Below are 19,231 nucleotides of genomic sequence, written 5' to 3' on the forward strand. Positions count from 1 at the left end.
ATTACAACCCTCTTTCCTTAATCCACGCTCTTACCTTAATTCCGGGTTCAATTACACTGACACCCGAGATAATGATTTGGTCGCCATCGTTAAGCCCGGCTAACACTTGATTTTTGTCATTCATCTCAATTGCGGCTTTAGACACAATGCCTTGCTCATCGACACGCCAAACGTATGTTTTGCCGTTCTCTACTAGCAGCGCAGAGTTAGGAATCTTTGTCGCTCCTGCACTTTTGGACAGGAGGTAAGCATTGCCAGACATTCCCGGCAAAAGGCCTATTTCTGCTGGCCGTTCCATGACCATCGTGACTTTGTAACTGCCCGTTTTAGGATCGGCTTCTGTATCGATTTCCTGAAAGGTTAAATCAAAGGCTCGCTCGGGGAACGCATCAAATATCATTCTGGCAGAGACATCGCTCCCCTGCGTGTAACGATTTAGAAGATAGTCTGGGATTTGGAATATCACTTTGAGGAGTTGGTTGGACTGAATATTCATCACCCCTTCTTTCGCGGCAACATATTCATGGTTTTCTGCTGGAATGTACGAAATGGTGCCATCATATGGCGCGACAAGTTTGGTATACCTTAAGTTTGCCTTTGCTTGATTCCATTGAGCTTTTGCCGAGTTGTGATTCGCTTTTGCCTCATCAAAATCTTGCTCAGATACTACTTGGTCTTTACGTAGCTTTTGGTATCGCTTGTATTGCACATCTGCGAGCAAAAAATTTGCCCGAGCTTGCTGTTCGAGCAGAGAATATTCATCTGGGTTTAATGACGCCAAAACATCACCTTTACTGACGACTTGACCTTCATTCACTTCTATCGTTTGAAGAAGCCCAGGAACTCGAAATGTCAGTACTGCTCTATCGCCAGCTTCCGTCGTGGCAGGAAAATGTCGCTCAAACTGGGCATTGCCAACAGATACTGTAAATAGCTTCGCAGGGCGCGATTCAGGTTCAGGAACAGGAGGAAGTTCTTTACCGCACCCCGACAAGACAGCCGAGATGGCAATAGGAATGAGCAATTTTCTCATTACATTCATCCATAAAAATTGGGGGATTATTTTTAAAGTAGATGAATTTTGAACGAACTTCCAGAGCAGAAAAGATTAATAGTGCTTTAAAATTAGTAATTTGTGATAAAAAAGCAGGCTTTATGCCTGCTTCAGTTAAATCTTCTTTGGATACAAAATGCCTAGAGCTTACTGAATTCTCTGTTCACCCTATATGTATCAGACGTAACATAAGCTTCCATGTTACGAATTTTGCCATCAAGACGGTCAAAATCCCTTTCCAACACACTGAGCAGTTGATCAGGGCTTTGCCCTTTCTGCCAAGGCTTACTTTTGAGCGTATGCTCTTGCTGAGCTCTGATATTTTCAGAATACGTTACTGGTTGCTTTTCTAACATAAACGCCATCGCGATGTACGCTAACAATACCAAAAACGTACCACCTAACAGCGCTGCAGAAATCACTACAATACGAATCAACCAAACTTCTGCACCAAAGTAGTTGGCAATTCCGGCGCAAACACCGGAGATTTTGCCATTTACTGGATCACGATACAGTTCTCGATTATTCATACTTTCGTCTCCATGTTGGTGACTCAGCATCCAAGATGCGCTCCAATGTATCAACTCGGGACTGCATCGCTTCCGCTTTTTCAGATAGTACCTGAAGGCGCTCTAAATCTTGGCTCGACAGTGCACTATCTGTTTTGCGTTTGCTGCGATAGTGTAAGAAGAGCCATAGTGGAGCGACAAAGATTAAAAAGACAATCACTGGTCCTGCTATAAAAAATGCCGACATAAATGGCTCCTTTCTTATTTATCTTTCGATGACATCTGTTCTTTCAGTTTTGCCAACTCTTTTTCAATTTCGTCTTGTGCCTGCAACTCTGCAAACTCTTGTTCTAGCGATTTAGCATTACCAGTTTGAGCATACAAGTCTGCTTCCGCTTCCATTTCATCCACTTTACGTGAGTACTGCTCAAATTTCGCCATCGCTTCATTAGTACGGCTAGTGTGCAGGTGTTTTTGCACATCACGACGGTTAGATGCAGTTTGGTTACGAATTGCTAGTGCTTGCTGTTTTGCGCGCGTTTCAGCAATTTTGCTTTCCAACTTACCAATCTCGCCAGTAAGCTTATCGATCGTTTCTTCCACTAAGGTTTGCTCAGTGTGGAGGCCCTTAATCACTTGCTCTAGCTTTTGCTTTTCAATTAACGCTGCACGAGCTAGATCTTCACGCTCTTTAACTAATGCTAAGCTCGCTTTTTGGCCCCATTCGCCAATTTGCTCTTCTAACGTTTCAACCTTACGAGCCAACTCTTTCTTGTCTGCAATCGCTTTAGCCGAGTTAGTACGCACTTCAACAAGTGTGTCTTCCATTTCTTGAATGATAAGACGGATCATTTTTTCAGGATCTTCCGCCTTGTCCAGTAATGCACTGATGTTTGAGTTAACGATATCTGCAAATCGAGAAAAAATACCCATAACGGAACTCCTCTTTTTTCCTATTAAAACTCGACAAGGTGGTGATTAACCTTGTGTCTCCCTGAATATATAACAAGTAACGTGCCAACTTATAATTTTCTTTTAAATCAGAGTGTTATTCATTTTGTTGTCGTTACACACTATTGTGCTATGATGTTTTTCACCAACTGTTGGTGAAATTTACCAACTCTATCCCTGAATCATGGCTCGGCTGTTAAATAAGAAGGACTTTATGAAGCAAAACCTGATTGGTGAATCACCTGCTTTTCTCGCTGTACTAGATAAAGTATCACAACTTGCACCCATTGAGCGCCCTGTCCTCATCATTGGTGAACGAGGTACGGGTAAAGAGCTCATCGCTCAGCGTTTGCATTATTTATCAAGGCGTTGGGATAAACCACTACTATCACTCAACTGTGCGACATTAAGCGAAGGGCTAATAGATTCCGAATTGTTTGGACATGAATCCGGCTCCTTCACGGGCTCTAAAGGTAAGCATAAAGGGCGTTTCGAGCGTGCCGAGGGCGGCACTTTGTTTCTTGACGAACTGGCAACCGCACCACTTTTAGTTCAAGAAAAGCTATTACGTGTCATTGAATATGGTGAATATGAGCGAGTTGGCGGTCATACCGCTCTCAATGCGGATGTTCGACTTGTTTGTGCAACCAATGCCGACCTACCAAAATTGGCAGAGCAAGGTGATTTTCGTGCAGATCTGCTCGACAGGCTAGCCTTCGATGTCATTATGTTACCGCCTCTTCGCGAGCGCAAAGAAGACATTCTCTCTTTAGCAGAGCACTACGCGATGAAAATGTGTCGTGAACTGCAACTGGAATACTTTGTCGGTTTTACCCCAAAAGCGCAGCAGTCGCTTATTGAATATGAATGGCCCGGTAACGTCCGCGAACTAAAAAACGTGATTGAACGTGCGATTTACCAACATGGTCTGAATGCTCACCCAATTGATGAGCTGATTTTCAATCCTTTTGAAACGGTTTGGCACAGCGCGCTTGGCCATAGTGCAACACAAGCAGAACAAGAAGAGGAAGCATCAAGCAACACCATCCAATTCCCTCTAGACTATAAACAATGGCAAGAGGAACAAGATATCCATTTACTCAATCGTGCATTGGAAGAAGCCAAGTTTAATCAACGACAAGCAGCCGAGCTACTTGGCTTGAGCTATCACCAATTACGAGGGATGGTTAGAAAATATGGCTTGGTCGGACAAAGCTAACTTGACCGAGAGTACTCAATCAATACACGAGCTAGTGACTGCGCTCTAATTCGCATGCATTTATGGCATAACACCTTACAGTGTATGGATTTTATGTTTGGAGCGAGTTCACAAAGGTGATAAATTAGCGAGATCATTTTCGCTTGTTAGCTTTGAAAGAGTAAGATCAAACGAAACGAGCAAGATCCAATGAACATTTCATATTATGAATGCTTTTATAAGATTATCGCTGAGCCTTATTGGGATTAGCCTACTGACCGCTTGTGGCGATGAAATTGACCACAATGATATTCGCAAAGCTGGCTTTGTGTTTTGCGGGCAAGGTAAGCCGACCACGTTTAACCCTCAGCTTATTGATAGCGGTATTACCGCAGAGGCTCTGAGCCCGCAGCTGTACGATACGCTGCTCACGCTCGATCCTAAATCACATCAGCCCGTGGCAAGCATCGCCGAGAGTTGGTCAGTAAATGAATCAGGGACGGAATACACGTTTAAGCTTAAACGTGGTGTTCAATTCCAAACCACGCCTTGGTTCGCACCCACTCGCCCATTGAATGCAAAAGATGTGGTATTTAGCTTCAAGCGAATCATCGATGTAGACCATCCTTTTCACCAAGTAGGTGGTGGTTTTTATCCATGGTTTGCAGGGTTAGATTTTCAAAACCTACTCCAAGACGTGGTTGCAATAGATGAGCATACGGTAAGGTTTACGTTATCTCAGCCAAACTTTTCTTTCTTGGCCAATATTGCCACCAGCCATGCGGTTATCTTGTCTGCGGAGTATGGACAGCAATTGGCTGCAAAAGATCATAAAGAAGAAATCGACCAACTTCCTATCGGTACTGGCCCTTATCAATTAAAAGAATACCAAGTGAACGACTTGATTCGATTAGAGCGTCATTCTAATTACTGGAAGTCACCAGCAAAAATGGAACAAGTTGTATTCGATATATCTCACAGAGGCACGGGTACATTAGCTAAACTTTTAAGAAACGAGTGTGACGTACTCTCTTCACCTATTTCGAGCCAAATACCTGTCATTCAAGAAAATGACAACCTTGAGCTGACGGCTACACCAGCTAACAACGTTTCCTTTATTGCGATAAACACAGAAACCACCGCGCTGAGTGATGCTCGAGTTCGCCAAGCTCTTAACTTAGCGATCAACCGTCAAAATATTTTAGATTCGGTTTACTACGGAACTGGCTCCCAAGCTTATACCTTGCTACCACCTAATTCATGGGCTTATCAAAAAGACAGCGTAAAAATTCGTTATGACCGGAATTATGCATTGGCACTACTTCGAGATGCAGGCTACGAAGACGGCCTAGAATTGACCATGTGGGTACCACTTGAACCACGTGCTTTTAACCCAAGCCCTCGCAAGACCGCAGAGCTAATCCAAGCGAATTTTGCCGATATTGGGGTTAAATTAACGCTACTTACCGATGATAGGTTTGAACGTGTGGATTTGGAGAACATCAACGATATCGATTTACTTTTAACTGGTTGGATTGGTGATACCGGGGATCCTGACAACTTTTTCCGCCCTTTATTATCTTGCGAGTCTGACCGCGTTGGCCTTAACGTGTCCATGTGGTGTAACGATGACTTCGATTTCTTGCTCGATTTGGCTTTAGAAACTCAAGAACCGCGTTACCGTTTGAACCTATATCGCCAAGCACAGAACATTTTGAATCAAGAGTTCCCGGTTATTCCTCTGGCGCATGGCGTGCAGTTCCGTGTGCACGACAAATCGCTGACAGGCTTCAAATCAAGCCCTTTCAATGCCCAACCGTTTGATAGAGTTGAGAGAATTCACTGATGTTTTGGTATACCGTTCGACGCTTTAACCTATTTATCATCACTTTGATGATCCTTACATTAGTGGGTTTTTCTCTGCTGCGCCTTGACCCTCTCTCGCACTGGGCAAACGTTGATTTTTGGTCTGGTTGGCAAACTTACTTAATCAACCTTTCTCAGCTTGATTTTGGCATAAGTAAAAACGGCAACGCGATTTATGACGAGCTCGCCGTTGTATTCCCAGCCACTTTGGAATTGTGTTTCTTTGCCTTTTTGGTGTCCCTTTTGATCGGTATTCCACTTGGAACCGTGGCTGGGATGAAGCAAGGTAAATGGCTCGATACCAGCATTTCATTCATGTCAATGTCTGGTTATTCCGCCCCAATCTTTTGGGTAGCTCTGCTACTTATCATGGTCTTTTCATTGGAATACCAACTATTTCCCGTTGCGGGACGGTATGATTTACTTTACGAAATTGATCATGTAACCGGGTTTGCCATTATCGACGCATTCATGGCGAAAGGCGAATACCGCGCTCACGCACTGCAAAGCGTTATTGAGCATATGGTGCTGCCATGTTTGGTGCTTGCTTTGGCTCCAACCACCCAGGTTGTCGGACTAATGCGCTCCTCGGTAGCGGAAGTGATGAGCCAAAACTACATCCGTGCAGCGAGAATCAAAGGTCTTTCTAACCGCGAAATCGTAACTCAACATGTATTGCGGAATGCGATACCGCCTATCATTCCCAAGGTTGGTGTTCAACTTTCGAGTATGATTACCTTAGCTATCATCACGGAGTCTATTTTTAACTGGCCAGGTATTGGTCGTTGGCTTTTAGATGCGCTAGCAAGCCAAGACTATGCATCTATCCAAGCTGGCGTGATGGTACTTGCGACTTTGGTTCTTACCGCTAACATACTCTCGGATTTGATTGGCGCGATGATTAACCCTTTAGTTCGAAAGGAATGGTATGCTAACAAATAACGTTTATCAGGAAGAGCGCATTCCAACACAGTTTGAGCGTTTTTGGCGAAGCTACCGCGCCAACGGACTAGCCATGTTTGGCTTGTGGTGCTTGGTGTTTATCGTCCTTATTACCATTTTTGCCCCCCTACTTGCACCATTTGACGCCCAAGCACAGTCAGGTGAGTTGCTTGTGCCGCCATCATGGGCTCCAGCAGGAACGGTTGATTACTTTTTGGGGACCGATGACTTAGGTAGAGATATTCTTTCGCGCCTGATTATGGGCTCTCAGCTGACATTTGGCGCTGCTGTCGCCATCACCGCAATTGCTGCCGTTGTAGGCTGTTTAATTGGCGTATTGGCAGGTATGACGAAAGGCTTACTGTCGAGTACTCTCAACCACTTGCTCGATACCGTCATGTCGATCCCGTCCCTCTTATTAGCAATCATTTTTGTGGCATTTCTAGGCTTTGGTGGGTTCAATATTTTACTCGCAATCTGCTTGGCTTTGATTCCGCGTTTTATTCGCTCCATTTATATCGCAGTCCACACCGAAGTTGAAAAAGACTACATAATGGCAGCACGCCTTGATGGCGCTAATGATTTCTACTTACTGTGGAGTTCAATTCTTCCTAACATTCTGACGGTCATTGCCGCTGAAATCACACTCGCGCTCTCTGCTGCGATTTTAGATATTACGGCACTGGGTTTTCTTGGCCTAGGCGCACAGGCACCAAGCACCGAGTGGGGAGCAATATTAGGTGACTCTGTCGAGCTTATTTATATTGCACCTTGGACAGTGACCCTACCCGGCCTGACCATCATGTTTACTGTTATTACCCTAAACTTAGTAGGTGAAGGTGTACGTCAAGCGCTTAATGCGGGGATCGAATAATGCCGTTGTTAGATATTCGACATTTGACCATTGAGATCGAAACACCTCAAGGGTTGGTCAAAGCCGTTGACCGAATGAGCCTAACTTTGAACGAAGGCGAAATTCGTGGTCTTGTAGGTGAGTCTGGTTCAGGGAAAAGCTTAGTTGCAAAAGCGATTGTCGGTGTGAGTAAAGATAACTGGCGCATCACCGCTGACCGTATGCGCCTTGGCAATATTGACTTGCTTCAGCTTACGCCAAAAGAGCGTCGGCGCGTCATTGCTCGTGATATTGCGATGATTTTCCAAGAGCCTTCAACTTGTCTTGACCCTTCAGAGGAAGTCGGGCGTCAATTGATTGAATCCATTCCATCTCGCGCATTTGAAGGGAAATGGTGGGAGCGATTTAAATGGCGTAAAAAACAGGCCATCGCGCTTTTGCATAAAGTGGGTATTAAAGATCACAAGCGTTTAATGGGTAGCTACCCTTATGAACTGACTGATGGTGAGTGTCAAAAAGTCATGATTGCCATGGCGATAGCGACCAAACCAAAGTTGCTGATCGCAGATGAGCCAACCAACGACTTAGACCCGATTACCCAATCGCAAATTTTGCGTCTGTTGAGCCGCATGAACCAACTTAATAACACAACCATTCTGCTTATCGGCCACGACTTAGCGACCATAACACAGTGGGCAGGACGTATTACGGTAATGTATTGTGGTCAGTCGGTAGAGTCTGCCGATACCAGTAAAATCATTGCGGCACCCAAGCACCCGTATACAGATGCCTTGCTTAAAGCGATGCCAGACTTTAATGATTGGGTACCACACAAGCAAAAACTCCAATCCCTACCGGGCTCGATTCCGCCATTGCAGCATCTGCCTATCGGTTGTCGCCTCGGACCACGTTGCCCGTATGCGCAGAAACAATGTGTAGAAATTCCACACACCAGACGAATTAAGAATCATAAATTTAACTGTCACTTTCCATTGAACACGGAGAAAAAGTCATGAGTGCGTTACTTGAAGTCGATAATTTATCGAAGCAATTTGTTACGCGCTCCCGTCTGTTCAAACGTCAGGTTAATGAGGCAGTTAAACCGGTAAGCTTTACTTTAGAGCCAGGACAAACTATTGGTTTTATTGGTCAAAACGGGTCAGGAAAATCCACACTAGCTCGTATGCTTGCTGGCGTTGTTGAACCAAGCTCCGGAGAGATCCGTGTGAATGGCGAACGATTGGAGCACAAAGATTACGCGACACGCTGCAAGCTCATCCGCATGATTTTCCAAGATCCAAACACATCGTTAAACCCACGAATCCAGATTGGTCGTATTTTAGAAGGTCCGCTAAAGCGAAATACCAACATGCCGCCAGATGCACGCATGCAGCGTGTAAAGAACACCCTGCTCCGCGTAGGATTGCTGCCTGAGCACGCCTATTTTTATCCACAAATGCTAGCTGCCGGTCAAAAACAGCGCGTGTGTTTGGCTCGTGCACTTATTCTTCAACCTTCCATCATTGTCGCTGATGAGGCGTTAAACGGTTTGGATATGGCAATGCGCTCGCAGATCATTAACTTATTCCTCGAGTTGCAAGAAGAGATGGGATTGTCATTTGTGTACGTGTCTCAGCACATTGGCATTGTTAAGCATATTACTGATAAAGTGATGGTGATGCATGAAGGTGAAGTGGTCGAGTTTGGCGAGACCAACCAAGTACTGACTCATCCCGAGCATCCTATTACTCAAAGACTAGTCGAAAGCCACTTTTATAAAGCGCCAAGCCATCAAACAAAATAGCTTATCAAAAATGTAATCGTGCAAATGTAAAGAAGCCTGCTTTAACGCAGGCTTCTTTATTGCATGGGGACTAATCAAAAAACTAACGGCGGCTCGCTTGTTTGCGTAGTTCAAAATCAAACTCGTCAGGAAACAATACGACCCCTTCTTCATTTTGATTTGGGAATACAACAATCGATAGCTCGTCATCCTCTAGACCAGAGGTCCAACGGCTGTGCCACTTGTTTAAAGAGATCGCTTCTGGCTCGCAATCTTCCCAATCACCATTCGCCCATTGCAAAGCAAACTCTTCGTTTGGCCATACTGGTACACAATCATCATCTTCTGTATTTAACATGACACAGCCATGTTCGTCTTTCAGAATCCAAACCTTACGATTCGCCACAATCTCTTTTACGCAGTACTTTAAACGTTGCTCTTCATTGTAGCGATTAATGGTATCCATCTGCTCTTGGGTCAGTTGCTCAGACATATTCGTCTCCTATTTCCCATAGAAAAATGCCCGCAGCTAGGCGGGCATTTAAAGTATATGCTAGAAAATTAAGCTAGCTCAGTTTGAAGCCAAGGCCAACCTTGCTTCTTACGGCTTAGCGTGTTTTCCATCATTAGCATGCCGTCTTTTTCGTGCTTAACAAGCTTCTCAGCCCACTCACCTTTGTATAGAAGACGAGTTTGAGCAGTCGTGATGTCTGTTAGCATTACAGCAGCGAACGCTAGGTTATCTTTCTCACAACGAGATTCTAGGTCTGCTTCTAGTGCTTCGATCATACCGTCAACTTGCTCAAGAGTTGCAAGTTCAACCTGACCAACCACTACGTCACGACCGTTGAATGGGTAACCTTTAAGGTCTTTCTCAACAAGCTCAGCCGCTGATAGACCTTCGATGTTTGTCTTAGCAATTAGAAGATCTTTAGTGAATGCGTCAACATCTTGTACGTCTGCGATTACCGCTAGCTCAGCAACGGCATCTTTGTCTTTTTGTGTACAAGTTGGAGAAGCAAAGCCTACTGTGTCAGATAGAATTGCTGACATCATTAGCTTAGCGATTTTTGGAGTAATCGCGTGACCTTCAATCTTGAACATGTTGAATAGAACAGTGTTGGTACAACCAACAGGCCAGATCCATGCTTCCATTGGGTTTACTGTCATCACGTCACCTAGGCGGTGGTGGTCAACAATACCCGCAATTTCAGCTTCTGCGATATCGTCTGGTGCTTGTGCTAGATCTGAGTAATCTACTAGCCAAACGGTCTCACCCGCAACTGATGTGCGAAGCTCAGGAACTTCAGCGCCAGCAACTTCTAGGATGTGCTGAGTTTCACGGTTGATTTCGCCTTGGCGAATTGGCATAGCTTCAACGCCACGCGCTTTTAGAAGTTCAGTTGCAACGAGTGCACTACAAATACTGTCACTGTCTGGGTTCTTATGACCTACAACTAGAATCATGTTTCTTCCTATTCAAGTCAATTTTATACGCCGCCTAATACAGTTAATTAGGGCGTGTTTGCTCACAAAGGCCGATACTTTACCTGATTTCAGAGAGTTTGACACGAAGAAAAGTTCACAATGCTATTGCGAATAAATCTCATTTACATATAATGATAATTATTCCTATTTGCATTTGAGTAAACGATGAACGCGACCCAATTATTACACTCTGCACAACAGTTGTTTCAGCCTACTCAGTTTCGTTTAGCTTATAAGCGATTGCTGATCCCTATCGTCATGCTCATTTTGCTAGGCAATGAAAATACACGTGACGTAGCCGTACAGACGCTATCCGACTCATTCTGGGCAGTGTCATGCTATGTTGCTGCCACATTGGCTATTTATCATTATCTTTCAAACTTTATGTCGAAAACCAATCGAATTACCGAGCTATATCATCGCTCGCGTAATCATCAGGTTTTCTTTGCTTCTTTGTTGGGTGCTTTGCCTGGCTGTGGTGGCGCTATTGTTGTGACAACGCAATTTATTAGTGGCCGAGTGGGATTTGGTGCGATTGTCGCGGTACTTACTTCAACAATGGGTGACGCTGCCTTTTTACTTCTGGCCGCCAAACCAAGTGTTGGATTAGGCGTGGTTGGATTAGGCATTATCGTGGGTACTCTTTCAGGGTTAGTCGTTAATGCTTTTCATGCTGATAACTTTCTGCGACCAGAACCAAAAGAAGCACCTCAGACACATGCTTGTTGCCAACACCAGACAGACCGACACACGCCTCTTGAACAACGTGCAATCAATCTACAAGGCGCATTTTGGAAATGGCTTATTGTGCCTGCTAGTGTCGTTGCTGTGTTAATGTCTTTCCAAATAGATATTAATCAGTTGCTATCTTTGAAAGCCAACACCATTGAATGGCTGGGCGCTATCTTCGCGGTGATCACAATGTCATTATGGGCGATGACAAAAGAACTTGGCGATTATCAGTCAACGGTCTCTGAAGATGAAAAAATCGTGGACTCACACCCGATTCAAAAAGCAGCACAAGATACGAATTTCGTCAGTGCTTGGGTGATCGTTGCTTTTCTGGCGTTTGAGCTGACAACCTATTTTTCTGGACTCGACCTTGTAGAAACCTTTTCTCATTGGGGAATTTGGATGCCATTAGCTGGCCTAGCCATTGGTATGTTGCCTGGTTGCGGACCGCAAATTTTAGTCACTAGCCTATACATTTCTGGTGCAGCGCCACTTTCTGCGCAACTGGCCAATGCGATTTCTAACGATGGTGACGCCCTATTCCCCGCCATTGCTATGGCACCAAAAGCCGCTTTGGTCGCGACTATTTATTCGTCCATTCCTGCTTTTATCGTTGGATACGGGTATTACTTTTTATTCGAGTTCTAACGCTCAGAGCATCAAACGAGAAAGGAGCCGCAATAGGCTCCTTTCTTGTTCTTAGTATTGGGCGATTTGCTTCACGTTATGCCGTGACGATCGCTTTCGCATTTAGCCCTTTATCCACGCTCACCATTAATAACTGACAAGGTTCTTGGTTTAGCTTTTCCCCTGTCCAGTAATCATACCAGTCCACCGGTTGATCAGACGTCAGCGTAAATTCCATCGCTCCGTAACTCGCATAATTAAACAAACAATGGAGGTCATTCTTCGTCGTTAGTTTTAAAAACGCGTGATTTAAACTCAAAGCGGTAAACTTTGCAGATTGTTGGTTACGTTGTTGACGTAACATGAGCTTAGACAGTGTCTTCTTAGCAAACGGCGTAATCTCAGGGAGCGGGTCACCAGACAGCAGCAAACCACCACTCGCTAATAACACCGTGCGATGAAATTCATACTCTTCTCTGGATGCGGCTTGGTTAGCTAGTGAAGTGAATGTGGCGCAATCCGGGTCAATTTGCCACAGTTTTCGGTGCTGCCAACTACGGTAAAAGGTTTCTCTGGCTATCTGCTCGAATCGACGACTATGACGCTCTACATCGTCAGAAACACGCATTGCATCCACAAGTCCCAGAGATGGCCACATTGGCGCGTTACAGCCTAACAGCCATGCATCCCCTGCCCCTTTAGCGATCGCTTCCATACCCATGCGGTAGGCTTCTACACCGGTGACACCCGATTGGCTTCGTTTACCTTTTAATGTGCCCCAGTAGTTTGCGTCTAATTTGAATAGCTCAACACCCCACTCTTGACGCATAACAGAGACCACATGAGTTAGGTGCTCTTGCACTTCAGGGTTTGAAGTATCGAGAATGTACCAAGGCGTGCATCGCCAACCACCGTATGTGACATCTTCTGCTTTAAGTAAGCCATCATCCTTGTGGCGAACAAACCAATCTGGATGCTGTTTGAAGATCTCCGACTCAGGTTGAGCAATAAAGGGCGCCATCCAAATCGCCGGCTTTTTGCCTTTTGCACGGATACTATGAATGAGCTCTTTCACACCACCAGAAAACTTATCCGATGGGATTAACCAATCGCCCATAAAGGCTTGATAGCCATCATCCAGAAGTACCCACTCTAGGTCTTCGAGCTTATCTTGCATGCAATCAACGTTCTGCATGATGTTTTGCTCTGTCACGTCTGCGTAGTACGCATACCACGAACACCAACCAACAGGCGCATCTTGTGTCACACCTTGGCGAACAGGATGATGCTCTGCAATCATCTCGCCATAGGTTTGATAAAGCTCGGACAGCGATTGACCACAGAGTACCGCCACGGATTCAAGTTGATTACTTTCCCAATCCGCCACTTGAGTCAACTCACCATCAATTGCGGCTGATAAAACCCAATGCCCATCACGCAGTACAACATCAAAATAGCCAGCAAAGCGATGACATGATGTGAAGCCATACAATGTGTAGCCAGCCGAGCCTTCCACCACTAAATAGTTGTAATAACGCTTAGGGGCATCTTTAGGGTAGATTCGATAAGAAGGATTATTGTCTGGGCAGCGACCAATATCAACGGGGTGATTGATCGTTCCCGCCGTTTGCGCCAACATTTGAAAACCATCCCCAATTACGTTGGCCTCGTGCTCGTACAAAAACGGCATTTCGAGCAACACTTCACGGTCGGTAAAGGTTTTATTGTGAATACCAGCAAAAGAAAAATGTAATTGATTACCCTCGACTTCAACTTGGAAGTCATTGTTATTCACAGTGATCTCAGTGTGATTTGCTAATTGAATGCTCTGAGCCATAATGGGTCTACTCACTTAATTATTATTGTTTAGCTTGGCGCATTATCTCCTGCTTGTCTCACCCAATTCGTTACCATCATCACGAATACCAGTCTCGTTTAACGTTATGAAGTTACTATTGAGACAACGCTCACTGAAATTTTGATAAAAAAATACCAGCCCTGAGGCTGGTATTTCGATTTATGCAAACTGCACTAATTAAGCAACTTCGATCGGACCACCAAATGAAGTGACTGGCGGCACTTTACCTGTGAACTTCTCGAAGTCTACGATACATGTGTTCGCAGAAGTCGCCTGTGCAAGCTCAGAAGAACCGATGTCTTGCGTTAGCGTATTAGGGTCACCGTAAGTACAGATTGCGCCTTCTTTCTCGTTTAGAGGACCGTACCATGCACCTTCTTCGATACGAATAACGCCACGTGGGTAGCTGTCAGTCAAAACAGCACCAGCTAACAGCTGACCACGACCGTTGAATACACGTACCAAATCACCATCTTTGATGCCTTTTGCTTTGGCATCCGCTGGGTTGATGTAAACCGGCTCACGACCTTGTACCGCGTAAGTCGCGCGGAACTCTTCAGACTCACACATTTGAGAGTGAAGACGCTTATCAGGGTGGCAAGACTGCAACCAGAATGGGTATTTATCTGAACCAGGACCACCGTGTGAACGCTCTGATTTTTCGAACCACATTGGGTGCTCTTGACAGTGTTCATAACCGTAACGGCCGATCTTGCGTGATGTAATCTCGATGAAGCCAGACGGTGTACCTAGTGGGTTAAGCTCAGGGTCTTTACGGAAGTCCGCATGACGAACCCAAGGTTTACCTTCACCGAAGTCTAGTACGCTCTTCTCCCAGAACTCGTTGAATTCTGGCATTTCAAACTTACCTTCGTTCGCTTTTTTACAATCGTTGTAAAGGCTTTCGATCCATTCCATCTCGCTCATACCACGAGTGTATTCTTCGCGGCGACCAAAACGCTGAGTTAGTTCACTCATGATTTGGAAGTCAGGCTTAGATTGGAACAATGGATCAACGAGGCGATGCATCGCAATCAGACCTTTGTTCGAGTATGAACCGTATACGTCGATGTCGTTACGTTCCCATTGCGTACACGCCGGTAGAACGATATCTGAGAAACGACATGTTGCAGTCCAAGCAAACTCGATCGTTACAACCGTTTGAAGTTTGCGGAACGCTTTCTTCATGCGGTTACGATCTTGATGGTGGTGCCATGGGTTACAACCCGAGATAACCATCATCTTGAAGTCTGGCAGTTTCACTTTACCGCCGTTGTAGTTGATCTCTTTGCCAGGTTCTAGCAGACAGTCGATCCAACGTGCAACTGGGATAGTACGACTGTAACCGTTAAAGTCGTTGTTGTCCCACTTCGGTTTCATACCTTGGTCAAGGTTACGAGGGAAACCACCAGGGCCCGCGAAACCAGTAGAAGGCACACCGATACTTGAGTAATGGTGACCGTAAGAGATACCACCGCCAGGTAGACCGATTTGACCAACCATTGCAGCAACCACAGCCGCTGCCCAGTATGGCTGCTCACCGTGCTCTTGACGCTGGATACACCAACCCATCAGGATCTGTGTACGACCGCTGACTAGCATGCGTGCGAATTCACGGATCTTGTCCGCTTTCACGCCACAAATCGCTGCTGCCCATTCAGGCGTCTTCTCTACTTTGTCTTTTGTCTTACCTTGAACGTATTGAATGAACTCTTCAAAGCCTAGACAGTAAGTATCAATGAACTTCTTATCGTACAGGTTTTCGTTGTACAACACGTGTGCCACAGCGAGCATGAACGCTACGTCTGTCAGCGGGTTGATGTACAAGTGATCGTTCTCTAAGTAGCGCTGAGTTTTGTTCTTCACTGGGTCTACAGATAGAACGTTGATCTCACCTTTCGCCACTTTTTCTTTTAGTTGTGCAAGGTACTTAAACGACTCATGCGTTTCACAGTTCCAACCTACTTGAAGGTTTTTCACTGGGTCGTTGGCCCAAAGAACGATGTTATCAGAGTTTTCTAGGATCTCAGACCAAGACGTACCTTGTGCGTAAACTTCGGTTGAACCTAGCACGTACGGCATAATGGTTTGGCCTGCACCCGTCGAGTAGTCACCTACTTTAGTGATGAAGTTGCCATGCATGCCTACTGCACGTTGCATGTGCGCAGTACAGTTGTTGAATGAGCCTGTTTGGTTCCAACCTGTTTGACCTGCATGTAGCGCCCATGGGCCGTAGTCTTTTTGAATACGTTCTAGCTCACGGTAGAACAAGTCTAGCGCTTCATCCCAAGTTACTCGGATGAAACGGTTGTTACCACGAGTATCTGCGCTGTATTTGTGTTTCTTCAACCAATCTAGACGAACCATTGGGTAACGAACACGTGAAGGGCTGTAGATAATGCCCTTGATACCGTTCAACATTTCTGTTGGGTTTTTGTCTAGCTCTAGCGGCTTGATCTCTTGAACTTTACCCGCGTAGATGTGGGCGCGGAACGCGCCCCAGTGAGAACCGGTTACTTTCCAAGTACCTGTCGTCTCAACGGCATTTGCAGAGGCGGACGCCAATAAGCTAGGACCAATTACTGACGCTGCACTTGTGGTTGCTACACCTTTAAGAAAACTTCTTCGTGTAATAGCCATTTAAAATTACTCCAATCCGACGCTTATTAGTGGTGACCTTCAGCATAATCTGAAGAGTGTTTCTGTAGATACTTCAAGATCAGTGCTTCACTGTCTGTATCTAGGTTAACGAACGCCAACATACCGTCGAACATACCTGGCCAGGTGTTCGCGTCGAAGTGCGCTTCCGCAGGTTGAGTGTGACATACAGAACAATTGGTCTTGTAGGCTTCACGAGATTTTTCCCAAACAGGATTGATGTCGTTCAGCATAGACTCTTTCTTAATCCATACTTTCGCCGCTACTTTTTCCCAAGGAAGGCCTGTTAACTCATCCACTTTTTTCTCACCAGTCGTCACAATGTTGCTGTCTGTTGCTGCTTCTTTCATCAGAGACGCAGTCGCAATGTTCTTACCGAAGTCTTCTTGAATTACACGACCAAAACCTTTTGCTTTGCGCCAACCGTCAATTTCGATCTCAACAAACTCGCCTTTGTCTTCAAGAACTTTAACGGTCGATGCAGGATTAAGAAGACCAGCTTCTTTACTGCCTTGCGCATCAAAGTAAATTGGTAGGTGACGAACGCTCACGAGTTGCTGACCAACGCCGTAATCCGTGTTAGAAGTCATACCCTCTAGATCACCCACGATACCGCCAATGCTGTCCATGCCTGCTGGTAGGTTGTGCGCAATACCCTTGTGACAGTCAACACAGCTTTGATCTTTCTCAGCGGCTTGCTTCATTTGGATACGAGCGGTTGGAGACATTTGCTCGAAATCCATCGATTCGTAGTTGTGACAGTTTTTACACTCCAGAGATTTGTTTGCCGAGAAACGATCCCATTCGTGTTTAGCAAGTTCGATACGACGCTCTTCGAACACACCCGGTTCGTCGTAGTTGCCAAATACTTGTGCAAATACTTCTTTAGAAGCTTGCATCTTACGAGCGATCTTATCTGTCCAGTTATGTGGAACGTGACAATCAGGACAGGTAGCACGAACACCAGAGTGGTTTTTCCAGTGCACCGTTTCTTGTAGCTCAACGTACACGTTGTCACGCATTGTGTGACAACTAATACAGAATTCTTCTGTGTTGGTTGCTTCTAGAGCGGTGTTAAAGCCACCCCAAAAGATAACACCAGCAATAAAGCCGCCCATAGTCAGCACACCTAGGCTGATATGTACAGCTGGGCGCGTCATGGTACGCCACAGTTTAATGATTAATGATTTCATTATTTGCTCTCTTAAAATCTTTTCAAAAGTGTGGTTATGAGCTCACTGGCTTACATGCCGTGCGCGCCTGGAGGTCCAAAGAAGAAGACTTGCAACATCCAAACGATGAACCCGTAGCCGCCAACAAAGGCCACACTCAGAATTGGGAAGAGAACAACTGCAATGAAGAGGAACGACTTCCACTCCAGGGAGCGTTTTTCACCACTCTCAATTTTATTAACATCACTCATACATTTGCCTATTTTGTATCTAGTGTTATTGAAAAGCCCGCGTAACCAAGCTTAAGTTTTTTACAATCTCTAATGGAAAATGTTAGACCATACTAATAGTAGGGTTCAATCAAATAAGCGACCTCAGACCTTGTAATTCAACACTTTTTTGAGCTCATCCAGAGATATGATGGATTGATGTTATTTATTAAAAAACATGAACAGATGTGACAAAATAAGTCTTTTAAGGAGTTGTTAAATAACCAACATTTAAGAAACATCGATCACATTTAAATCGTAATTACCATGACATAAATCGACTTAAAAACTCCGAAAAAGATAACCACTTGTAAACAGAATGCTGCGTATTAATGTCTAAAATAGCACTCAAGGTTTACTTTAAGAACAGCAAAAAGTGCACGTAGTGGTTCATATAAAGGGGAGGCTTAGATACAATTATTCGCGTATTTTCAAGGAGCGATTATGGATAACGTGGTGGATATAAGCTGGGTCAAACTGGCACTGTTTGGTTTGATTTTATTGGTCCCCTTCTTTATCAATGCCCGCTACAAATTAGGGATAGCAAAAGACACCATAATCAGTGTTATCCGAATGACACTTCAGCTCATATTGATTGGCGTGTATTTAGAATATCTTTTTCAATTGAACAGCTTACTTGTCAATATACTTTGGCTTGCCATCATGCTACTGATTGGTGCCAGCTCAATTGCGGGAAAAGCTCACTTACCTAAAAAGCCACTTATGCTTCCGCTACTAACGGGCCTTACCTGTGGTCTAATACCACTTCTGATAGCAATTACAGTAGGCTTAGTGCAACTATCCCCTATTTACAATGCGCAGTACATGATCCCACTTGCTGGTATGTTATTGGGTAACAGCTTGAGTAGTAATATCATCGCTCTTCAGAATTTGTTTACGGCTTTTGAGCAGAGACAAGCAGAATATGAGGCTGCAATCTCACTTGGAGCCTCTCCTCGCTACGCATCCTTCCCCTTCATTCAGGAGGCTCTTAGAAAGTCCCTTGCCCCGACTTTAGCTTCTATGGCCACTACAGGGCTGGTTACCTTACCGGGTATGATGACCGGTCAAATTCTAGGTGGCGCGAGCCCGATGGTTGCGATCAAATACCAGTTAGTAATTATGCTGGCTATTTTCGTCATGTTGAGTGCCTCCGTAACCATAACGTTAGAAATGACATTGCGCTGGGTACAAACCAAAGAAGGCCGAATCAAGATAAAAATCGAGCAACCCGAATCGACCAAAACTCATGGTTAGCTGGCGCTTGTGGG

18 protein-coding genes are annotated in these 19,231 nt (G+C 45.0%); 8 read left to right on the top strand and 10 right to left on the bottom strand.

Annotated features, from left to right (window positions below; translation table 11 throughout):
• Position 1 precedes the first annotated feature (1 nt).
• The 4 genes from R7Q46_RS05795 to pspA all read right to left on the bottom strand — a co-directional run bounded on the left by R7Q46_RS05795 (position 2) and on the right by pspA (position 2,496).
• Positions 2-1,033 carry an efflux RND transporter periplasmic adaptor subunit gene (locus R7Q46_RS05795; RefSeq protein ID WP_054577943.1) on the bottom strand — a complete coding sequence of 344 codons (1,032 nt, stop codon included), beginning with the start codon at positions 1,031-1,033 and terminating at the stop codon, positions 2-4.
• A 161-nt stretch (positions 1,034-1,194) separates the two neighbouring features.
• The gene (gene pspC / locus R7Q46_RS05800; RefSeq protein WP_025766867.1) at positions 1,195-1,584 is read right to left on the bottom strand and encodes an envelope stress response membrane protein PspC; all 390 of its coding nucleotides are present in this window, start codon (positions 1,582-1,584) and stop codon (positions 1,195-1,197) included.
• The gene (gene pspB / locus R7Q46_RS05805; protein WP_005378117.1) at positions 1,577-1,810 is read right to left on the bottom strand and encodes an envelope stress response membrane protein PspB; all 234 of its coding nucleotides are present in this window, start codon (positions 1,808-1,810) and stop codon (positions 1,577-1,579) included. Before pspB ends, pspC begins: the two co-directional genes overlap by 8 nt.
• A 14-nt stretch (positions 1,811-1,824) precedes the next feature.
• On the bottom strand, positions 1,825-2,496 hold the full coding sequence (gene pspA, locus R7Q46_RS05810; protein WP_005378119.1) for a phage shock protein PspA: 672 nt from the start codon (positions 2,494-2,496) through the stop codon (positions 1,825-1,827).
• Positions 2,497-2,728: 232 nt separating this feature from the next.
• Here pspA and pspF point away from each other — a divergent pair, with 232 nt between their 5' ends.
• The 6 genes from pspF (at position 2,729) to R7Q46_RS05840 (ending at position 9,177) form a co-directional block, all read left to right on the top strand.
• On the top strand, positions 2,729-3,733 hold the full coding sequence (gene pspF, locus R7Q46_RS05815) for a phage shock protein operon transcriptional activator (RefSeq protein ID WP_005378120.1): 1,005 nt from the start codon (positions 2,729-2,731) through the stop codon (positions 3,731-3,733).
• A gap of 205 nt (positions 3,734-3,938) precedes the next feature.
• Positions 3,939-5,558, top strand: coding sequence for an ABC transporter substrate-binding protein SapA (sapA, locus tag R7Q46_RS05820; RefSeq protein WP_005378121.1), 1,620 nt, complete (start codon positions 3,939-3,941; stop codon positions 5,556-5,558).
• Positions 5,558-6,520 (top strand): ABC transporter permease, encoded by a 963-nt coding sequence (locus tag R7Q46_RS05825; RefSeq protein ID WP_005378122.1) that lies wholly within the window; start codon positions 5,558-5,560, stop codon positions 6,518-6,520. The genes sapA and R7Q46_RS05825 overlap by 1 nt, the downstream gene beginning before the upstream one ends.
• Positions 6,507-7,394, top strand: coding sequence for an ABC transporter permease subunit (locus tag R7Q46_RS05830; RefSeq protein ID WP_167415128.1), 888 nt, complete (start codon positions 6,507-6,509; stop codon positions 7,392-7,394). Before R7Q46_RS05825 ends, R7Q46_RS05830 begins: the two co-directional genes overlap by 14 nt.
• Positions 7,394-8,389 carry an oligopeptide/dipeptide ABC transporter ATP-binding protein gene (locus R7Q46_RS05835; RefSeq protein WP_005378126.1) on the top strand — a complete coding sequence of 332 codons (996 nt, stop codon included), beginning with the start codon at positions 7,394-7,396 and terminating at the stop codon, positions 8,387-8,389. Before R7Q46_RS05830 ends, R7Q46_RS05835 begins: the two co-directional genes overlap by 1 nt.
• Complete coding sequence (locus R7Q46_RS05840; protein WP_005393308.1) at positions 8,386-9,177, top strand: ATP-binding cassette domain-containing protein; 792 nt, start codon at positions 8,386-8,388, stop codon at positions 9,175-9,177. The genes R7Q46_RS05835 and R7Q46_RS05840 overlap by 4 nt, the downstream gene beginning before the upstream one ends.
• Positions 9,178-9,259: 82 nt before the next feature.
• Here R7Q46_RS05840 and R7Q46_RS05845 read toward each other — a convergent pair whose 3' ends face one another.
• Both R7Q46_RS05845 and R7Q46_RS05850 read right to left on the bottom strand, forming a co-directional pair.
• A complete protein-coding gene (locus R7Q46_RS05845; protein ID WP_005378129.1) occupies positions 9,260-9,649 on the bottom strand; it encodes a DUF2750 domain-containing protein in 390 nt (129 codons plus the stop codon).
• 68 nt (positions 9,650-9,717) lie between these two features.
• The gene (locus R7Q46_RS05850) at positions 9,718-10,623 is read right to left on the bottom strand and encodes a manganese-dependent inorganic pyrophosphatase (protein ID WP_005378131.1); all 906 of its coding nucleotides are present in this window, start codon (positions 10,621-10,623) and stop codon (positions 9,718-9,720) included.
• Positions 10,624-10,809: 186 nt separating this feature from the next.
• Between R7Q46_RS05850 and R7Q46_RS05855 the strand changes: the two genes are divergently transcribed.
• On the top strand, positions 10,810-12,024 hold the full coding sequence (locus tag R7Q46_RS05855; RefSeq protein WP_005378133.1) for a putative manganese transporter: 1,215 nt from the start codon (positions 10,810-10,812) through the stop codon (positions 12,022-12,024).
• Between the two features lie 76 nt (positions 12,025-12,100).
• On the opposite strand, the gene R7Q46_RS05860 is transcribed toward R7Q46_RS05855, so the two are convergent.
• The 4 genes from R7Q46_RS05860 to torE form a co-directional block, all read right to left on the bottom strand.
• Entirely contained in the window at positions 12,101-13,840 is a 1,740-nt protein-coding gene (locus R7Q46_RS05860; RefSeq protein WP_213899661.1) for a glycoside hydrolase family 36 protein, read from the bottom strand.
• Between the two features lie 198 nt (positions 13,841-14,038).
• Positions 14,039-16,501 (bottom strand): trimethylamine-N-oxide reductase TorA, encoded by a 2,463-nt coding sequence (gene torA / locus R7Q46_RS05865; RefSeq protein WP_005378138.1) that lies wholly within the window; start codon positions 16,499-16,501, stop codon positions 14,039-14,041.
• A 26-nt stretch (positions 16,502-16,527) separates the two neighbouring features.
• On the bottom strand, positions 16,528-17,712 hold the full coding sequence (gene torC, locus R7Q46_RS05870) for a pentaheme c-type cytochrome TorC (RefSeq protein WP_005378139.1): 1,185 nt from the start codon (positions 17,710-17,712) through the stop codon (positions 16,528-16,530).
• Positions 17,713-17,762: 50 nt separating this feature from the next.
• On the bottom strand, positions 17,763-17,942 hold the full coding sequence (gene torE, locus R7Q46_RS05875) for a trimethylamine N-oxide reductase system protein TorE (protein WP_005378141.1): 180 nt from the start codon (positions 17,940-17,942) through the stop codon (positions 17,763-17,765).
• A gap of 462 nt (positions 17,943-18,404) precedes the next feature.
• Here torE and R7Q46_RS05880 point away from each other — a divergent pair, with 462 nt between their 5' ends.
• Positions 18,405-19,217, top strand: a complete 813-nt coding sequence (locus R7Q46_RS05880) for an ABC transporter permease (protein WP_318077371.1) — start codon at positions 18,405-18,407, stop codon at positions 19,215-19,217.
• The last annotated feature ends 14 nt before the right edge of the window (positions 19,218-19,231 follow it).

It is taken from the genome of Vibrio sp. 811, assembly GCF_033339195.1.

Excerpts from the sequence above, each read along its gene's own strand:
- torE (WP_005378141.1), bottom strand. The coding sequence starts at position 17,942 with ATGAGTGATGTTAATAAAATTGAGAGTGGTGAAAAACGCTCCCTGGAG.
- R7Q46_RS05825 (WP_005378122.1), top strand. The coding sequence starts at position 5,558 with ATGTTTTGGTATACCGTTCGACGCTTTAACCTATTTATCATCACTTTG.
- R7Q46_RS05850 (WP_005378131.1), bottom strand. The coding sequence starts at position 10,623 with ATGATTCTAGTTGTAGGTCATAAGAACCCAGACAGTGACAGTATTTGT.
- R7Q46_RS05840 (WP_005393308.1), top strand. The coding sequence starts at position 8,386 with ATGAGTGCGTTACTTGAAGTCGATAATTTATCGAAGCAATTTGTTACG.
- R7Q46_RS05860 (WP_213899661.1), bottom strand. The coding sequence starts at position 13,840 with ATGGCTCAGAGCATTCAATTAGCAAATCACACTGAGATCACTGTGAAT.
- R7Q46_RS05880 (WP_318077371.1), top strand. The coding sequence starts at position 18,405 with ATGGATAACGTGGTGGATATAAGCTGGGTCAAACTGGCACTGTTTGGT.
- torC (WP_005378139.1), bottom strand. The coding sequence starts at position 17,712 with ATGAAATCATTAATCATTAAACTGTGGCGTACCATGACGCGCCCAGCT.
- R7Q46_RS05845 (WP_005378129.1), bottom strand. The coding sequence starts at position 9,649 with ATGTCTGAGCAACTGACCCAAGAGCAGATGGATACCATTAATCGCTAC.
- R7Q46_RS05835 (WP_005378126.1), top strand. The coding sequence starts at position 7,394 with ATGCCGTTGTTAGATATTCGACATTTGACCATTGAGATCGAAACACCT.
- sapA (WP_005378121.1), top strand. The coding sequence starts at position 3,939 with ATGAATGCTTTTATAAGATTATCGCTGAGCCTTATTGGGATTAGCCTA.
- pspC (WP_025766867.1), bottom strand. The coding sequence starts at position 1,584 with ATGAATAATCGAGAACTGTATCGTGATCCAGTAAATGGCAAAATCTCC.
- pspB (WP_005378117.1), bottom strand. The coding sequence starts at position 1,810 with ATGTCGGCATTTTTTATAGCAGGACCAGTGATTGTCTTTTTAATCTTT.
- R7Q46_RS05830 (WP_167415128.1), top strand. The coding sequence starts at position 6,507 with ATGCTAACAAATAACGTTTATCAGGAAGAGCGCATTCCAACACAGTTT.
- pspA (WP_005378119.1), bottom strand. The coding sequence starts at position 2,496 with ATGGGTATTTTTTCTCGATTTGCAGATATCGTTAACTCAAACATCAGT.
- pspF (WP_005378120.1), top strand. The coding sequence starts at position 2,729 with ATGAAGCAAAACCTGATTGGTGAATCACCTGCTTTTCTCGCTGTACTA.
- R7Q46_RS05855 (WP_005378133.1), top strand. The coding sequence starts at position 10,810 with ATGAACGCGACCCAATTATTACACTCTGCACAACAGTTGTTTCAGCCT.
- R7Q46_RS05795 (WP_054577943.1), bottom strand. The coding sequence starts at position 1,033 with ATGAGAAAATTGCTCATTCCTATTGCCATCTCGGCTGTCTTGTCGGGG.
- torA (WP_005378138.1), bottom strand. The coding sequence starts at position 16,501 with ATGGCTATTACACGAAGAAGTTTTCTTAAAGGTGTAGCAACCACAAGT.